General features: G+C 72.6%; 5 protein-coding genes and 1 pseudogene. 1 reads left to right on the plus strand and 5 read right to left on the minus strand.

Features of this window, described 5'->3' with window-relative positions; all coding sequences use genetic code 11:
- The 5 genes and pseudogenes from C1I93_RS27845 to C1I93_RS27865 form a co-directional block, all read right to left on the minus strand.
- A pseudogene (locus tag C1I93_RS27845) lies at window positions 1-129 on the minus strand (peptidase S1); the annotation flags it as partial.
- 77 nt (window positions 130-206) lie between these two features.
- Window positions 207-1,166, minus strand: coding sequence for a VWA domain-containing protein (locus C1I93_RS27850; protein ID WP_111246242.1), 960 nt, complete (start codon window positions 1,164-1,166; stop codon window positions 207-209).
- Window positions 1,163-2,215 (minus strand): DUF58 domain-containing protein, encoded by a 1,053-nt coding sequence (locus C1I93_RS27855; protein ID WP_111246243.1) that lies wholly within the window; start codon window positions 2,213-2,215, stop codon window positions 1,163-1,165. The genes C1I93_RS27850 and C1I93_RS27855 overlap by 4 nt, the downstream gene beginning before the upstream one ends.
- Window positions 2,215-3,267 (minus strand): AAA family ATPase, encoded by a 1,053-nt coding sequence (locus C1I93_RS27860; RefSeq protein WP_111246244.1) that lies wholly within the window; start codon window positions 3,265-3,267, stop codon window positions 2,215-2,217. The genes C1I93_RS27855 and C1I93_RS27860 overlap by 1 nt, the downstream gene beginning before the upstream one ends.
- 166 nt (window positions 3,268-3,433) lie before the next feature.
- Entirely contained in the window at window positions 3,434-3,961 is a 528-nt protein-coding gene (locus C1I93_RS27865) for a hypothetical protein (RefSeq protein ID WP_111246245.1), read from the minus strand.
- A 414-nt stretch (window positions 3,962-4,375) separates the two neighbouring features.
- Here C1I93_RS27865 and C1I93_RS27870 point away from each other — a divergent pair, with 414 nt between their 5' ends.
- Window positions 4,376-5,305 (plus strand): endonuclease/exonuclease/phosphatase family protein, encoded by a 930-nt coding sequence (locus C1I93_RS27870; RefSeq protein ID WP_111246246.1) that lies wholly within the window; start codon window positions 4,376-4,378, stop codon window positions 5,303-5,305.
- The last annotated feature ends 42 nt before the right edge of the window (window positions 5,306-5,347 follow it).

Below are 5,347 nucleotides of genomic sequence, written 5' to 3' on the forward strand. Positions count from 1 at the left end.
CTGCCAGCCCCACGCCCCCCGGTCACCTGCCGTCACGGCACCGTCCGGCCGGCCCCGCCCGTCCGGGTCGAGATCCGGCGAGACGAACCAGGGTCCACGCGGCTCACCCAGTCCGGTCTGCACTGCCATGCGTACGCTCCTCCCGTGTGCGCGCTCGGTGGCACGACGACCGCGTCATCGGCGGCGCTGTGCCGGTGCCAGGTCAGTCAGGGCAGGCGGGAGAACCAGCGGATCGAGCCGAACGCCGCGCCCATCGCGAACACCAGCCCGAGCCCGATGAACCGCGCCGACACGTCCTGTCTCACCTTCCGCCAGCCCACCGAGCTGCCGATGTCGTCGTAGACCGCGCGCAGCTCGTCGCTCGTGCCGGCCTGGTGGAAGCCGCCCCCGGTCTGCTCGGCGACGGCCTGCAACGTCTCCCCGTCCACCGGCACCTGGATCGGCCGGCCACCCCGGTCGACGAAACCGCTGGGCGTGCCGAAGGAGATGGTGTGCACCGGGACCTCGACGGCCACCGCGTCGGCGGCAGCCTCCATCGGATCCATGCCCGAGGTGTTCGCGCCGTCGGAGAGCAGGATGATCCGGGCCGGTGGCGGTTCGGTGGCGGCCTGTTCGTCAAGCGCCTTCACCGCGCCCAGTGAGGTGCTTATCGCCTCGCCGATCGCGGTGCCCTGGACCCCCGTCACCCCCTCGGCGAGACGTTCGATCCCGTCGTGCAGCGCCTCCCGGTCGGTGCTTGGCGGCACCAGCACCGCCGCGCTGCCGGCGAAGGCCACCAGCCCGACGTTGAACTCCCGGGGCAGCCCGTCGACGAACCGCCGGGCGGCGCTCTTGGCCGCGGCCAGCCGGTCCGGGTCGACGTCGGTGGCGAGCATCGAGGTGGAGACGTCCACGGCCACCATCACGGTGGCCCGTTCCCGGGGCACCTGGACCTCGGCGGTCGGCCGGGCGAAGCCGACCACGAGCAACGCCAGCATCGCCAGGAAGAGACCGGCCGGCAGGTGTCGCCGCCAGGTCGGCCGCCGGGGCGCCACTCGATCGAGCAGCCGCAGGTTGGTGAAGCGGACCGCGTACCGGCTGCGTCGTCGCTGCGCCACCAGGTAGGCCAGGGCCAGCAGGGCCACGCCGAGCAGCAGCCAGAGCCGTACGGGTGACTGCCAGTTCATGCCAGACCTCCCGGTCGCGCCCCGGCCGGGGCCAGGGCCAGTCGGCGTTGCGCGTGCACGTGGCGCGCGATGTCGGCCGCCCAGTCCCGGTCGGTGCGCAGCGCGAGGTGGGTCGCGCCGGCCCGGCGCAGCGCCTGCCGGACCTGGTCGCGCTGGGCGGCGGCGGCTGCCGCGTACCGCTCGCGCAGCCGGGGGTCGCCGGTCCAGACCTCCCGGTGCTCGCCGGTCTCCGGGTCGGTGAGGGTGATCAGCCCGACATCCGGCAGCTCCAGCTCACGCGGGTCGGTGATCTCCACCGCGAGCACCTGGTGCCGCGCGGTCAGCCGGCGCAGCGGCCGTTCCCACGCCGCCGGCGCCCCCGCCTCGTCGGGCAGTCCGTCGAGGAAATCCGAGACCACCACCACCAGGCCGCGCCGGTGGGCGACCCGGCGTACCTCGGCCATTGCCTCGGCCAGCTCCGCCGGGCCGGGCAGCGGCGCGACGTCCGGCTCCCGGCCACCCACGCGGGGCGCGCCGAGCAGCGCGCGCAGCAACCCGATCAGATGGGTACGCCCACCGCGTGGCGGCACCCGGTACAGCCCGTACGGGGTGAGCACCTGCGCGCCCAGCCGGTTACCGGTCCCGGCGGTGAGGAAGCCGACGGTGGCGACCGCCGCCACCGCCAGTTCCCGCTTGTCCAGTTCGGCGGTGCCGTACTCCATGCTGGCGCTGGCGTCGACGAGCAGCCAGGTGGTGAGTTCCCGGTCGGCGTCGACCTCCCGCACGTGCGGCACTGTGGTACGCGCCGTCACCGACCAGTCCATCCGGCGCACCTCGTCCTCACCGGGCCGGTACTCCCGGCTGCCCGCCGGTTCGCTGCCCGGCCCCGGCAACAGGCCACGCCGTTCGCCGTGCAGCAGGCCGTCGAGCCGCCGGGTGACGGTGAGTTCCAGCCGACGCAGTCGCTGGTTCGGGGTCAGCTCGGTCAGCCCCGGCTCGGCCGGGACGGGGTGCAGCGGAGCGAACGGCGTGGAGCGGTGTGCCGGGTCGGACGGCGCGCGGCGGCGCATCACGCGGCGGCCAGGTCTGTCGCGTACTCCGGTCGGCCGGTCGCCGCCACCCGGGGTGGCGGCACCACCTCGACCAGCCGGCGCACCACCGCCTCGGCGGTCACCCCGTCGGCGACCGCGTCGAAGGAGAGCACCAGCCGGTGGGCGAGCACGTCCACTGTCAGTTCCCGGACGTCGTCGGGGAGCACGTACTCCCGGCCCCGCAGCAGCGCCTGGGCTCGGGCTGCGGCGACCAGCCCGAGGGTGGCGCGGGGGCTGGCGCCGTAGGCGAGCAGCGGGGCGATCTCCGGCAGCCCGAACCGGCCCGGGTCGCGGGTGGCGAGGATGAGTCGGACCACGTACTCGGCGACGGCGTGATGCACGTAGACCTGTGTGGCGCGGACCTGGAGGTCACGCAACCGGTCCGGATCGAGCACCCGGTGCGCCCGTGGGCGCTCGGCGCTCATCCGGTAGAGGATGGCAAGTTCGTCGGCGCCGTCTGGGTAGTCGACGACGATCTTCATGAGGAAGCGGTCCCGCTGCGCCTCGGGCAGCTGGTAGACCCCCTCCGACTCGATCGGGTTCTGGGTGGCCAGCACCAGGAACGGTGCCGGCACCGGGTAGCTTCGCCCGCCGATGGAGACCTGGCGCTCGGCCATCGCCTCCAGCAGCGCCGACTGCACCTTCGCGGGGGCCCGGTTGATCTCGTCGGCGAGGACCAGGTTCGCCATCACCGGACCGAGTTCGACGTCGAAATTCTCCCGCGACGCCCGGTAGATGCGGGTGCCGACGATGTCGGAGGGGACGAGGTCGGGGGTGAACTGGATCCGGGAGAAGGTGCCGCCGACCACCGTCGCGAGGGTCTGCGCGGCCAGCGTCTTGGCCACTCCCGGCACGCCCTCCAGCAGGCAGTGCCCGTCGGCGAGCAGCGCGGTGAGCAGGCGTTCGACGAGCCGGTCCTGCCCGACGATCACGCGCCTGACCTCGCCGAGCGTCTGGTCCAGATCGGCGGCGACCGCGTCGAGATCGGCCCGACTGGGCAGGCTGGCCATGGTGTCCGAGATGTCCGTCACGGTGCTTGCTTCCCGGGCACGCGGGCCGACAAACGTCGGACTTGCGGGACCAGGAGCAGCGTGAGGGCATAGCCGGGCAGTGTCGTCACCGGGCGGGCACGAACCGGACAATCGGCGACAGAGATACCGGCCGCCCGGACGGGCGGCCGGTATCCGAGCTGGCTCGTCAGCTGAAGACCGCCAGGTGGAACGGCCGGTCGGCGGGCACGCCCGTGGAGTCGTACGTCTGGATGAAGACCGCGTTCGGGGTGTCCAGGCGCGGGGCCACCGAGATCTCCCCGGCCGGCGGGACGCAGCACTGCTGGTCGGTGCCGATGGTGGCCAGGTAGGCGCTGCGGGTCACGTTGCGGTTGAACAGCACCTGGTACTGCCCGGCACCGTACTTCGTCGCCGACACCGCGCCCCGGCCCCGGATCAGGTTGCCGCTGCTGCCCACCACGGCGAAGGAGGTGGTGCCGACGACGGCGCTGCTGCTGGCGGACTTCTTGAGCGCGGCCCGGGCCTGGCGGGCCTCCGCCGGGGTGACCACCGGCTGGCCGCCACGGGCGTCCAACCGGGGGGCCGCCTGCACCGAATCGAGGGGGGCCTTGACGACGGTGGTCGGCTGGGCGGCGGCGATGCCGCCGCCGGCCAGGGCCAGCGCCAGCGCGCTGACCGCCACCACCACCGACCTGCGTGAGAATAGCTTGGCCATGACAGGTTCTCCCTTGGTTGACCGGGGTGCCAAACCGACTCGCTTTTCAGCGACCCGGATATCCACAACGTGAATGCGTCGGAACGAATGAAGAACTCCCGCCCCGAAGAATGGTCAACCGAGCGAATGATGCTAAGAGTCAAGATCACAAGCCGCGCTGACCAGGCAAAACGTCCTCTGAACTCGGACGCCACAACCACGTGGAAAGTAGCACCGGAAAATCTCGACAGTCAACATCGGATCTCCGACTTCCGCATCCGGAAAAATGCTCGGATAAATTGCGAAGCGTGAGCGGCCCACCTTTCATGAACTTCCCCTCGGATTCGATAACCTGACGGGGTGAAAATTCCTACCCTCAGCACTGCCGTCGGATCGGCCACTCGGCGACACGGCCACCGCACCACCCTCTGCTGGATAGCCGTGGTGCCTGCGGTCGCCTGGCTCGCCGTCCGGCTCCTCGGCCTCGAACGCGGGCCATTGGTGCAGCTACTCGCCTTCACGCCGTACGTCGTCGTCGGCTCCCTCGGGCCGCTGGTGCTCGCCCTCGCGCTGCGGCACCGGTGGCCGGCGAGCGTCGCGGCGATGACCACAGTGGCGCTGATCGCGGTGGTGGCCCCCCGGGCACTGCCCAGCCCGCAGCCCTCGACCGACGGCCCGACGCTGCGGGTACTCACCGCCAACCTGCTGGTCGGCAGCGCCGACCCGGGAACCCTCGTCGACCTGGTCCGCACCGCCGAGGTCGACGTGCTGGTGACGCAGGAGTTCACCCCGGCGGCAGCGGCCGCACTGGACCGGCACGGCCTCGACAAACTGCTGCCGTACCGGCAGCTCAACCCGATGGAGGGCAGCCCCGGCTCCGGGCTCTACGCCCGGCACCCGATCGGCGACGGCGGCATCCGCCAGCTCCGCAGCGCGTGGGGCTTCACCCAGGCGTACGCGACCGTGGCGGTGCCCGGCGCACCGGGGGTCCGGGTCGAGTCAGCCCACCCGTCGGCCCCGTACGCGCTGAACCAGACAGGCTTCTGGCGCACGGACCTGGCGGCGCAGCCGGCGGCCACCCCCGACGGGGCGTTGAGCATCCTCGCCGGGGACTTCAACGCCACCCTCGACCACGCACCGCTGCGTGCCCTGCTCGACACCGGCTACGCCGACGCCGCCGCCTCGGTCGGTGCCGGGCTGGCCGGCACCTGGGGCCCGTACGACGGCGACCCGATCCCGCCGGTGGTGATCGACCACGTGCTTGTCGACCGCCGGATCGCGGTCCGCGACGTGACCGTGCACCCACTGCCCGGCAGCGACCACCGGATGGTCCTCGCCGAATTGCGTCTCCCGGCGCAGCGCTGACCGGTCACCGGCCGGTTTCCCCGGCCGGTGACCGGTCAGCGC

This window comes from Micromonospora endophytica (assembly GCF_003236305.1).
Lineage (GTDB): Bacteria > Actinomycetota > Actinomycetes > Mycobacteriales > Micromonosporaceae > Micromonospora > Micromonospora endophytica.

Bases quoted from the DNA above. Each gene is read 5' to 3' on its own strand.
- C1I93_RS27850 (WP_111246242.1), bottom strand. From the start codon at position 1,166: ATGAACTGGCAGTCACCCGTACGGCTCTGGCTGCTGCTCGGCGTGGCC.
- C1I93_RS27855 (WP_111246243.1), bottom strand. From the start codon at position 2,215: ATGCGCCGCCGCGCGCCGTCCGACCCGGCACACCGCTCCACGCCGTTC.
- C1I93_RS27865 (WP_111246245.1), bottom strand. From the start codon at position 3,961: ATGGCCAAGCTATTCTCACGCAGGTCGGTGGTGGTGGCGGTCAGCGCG.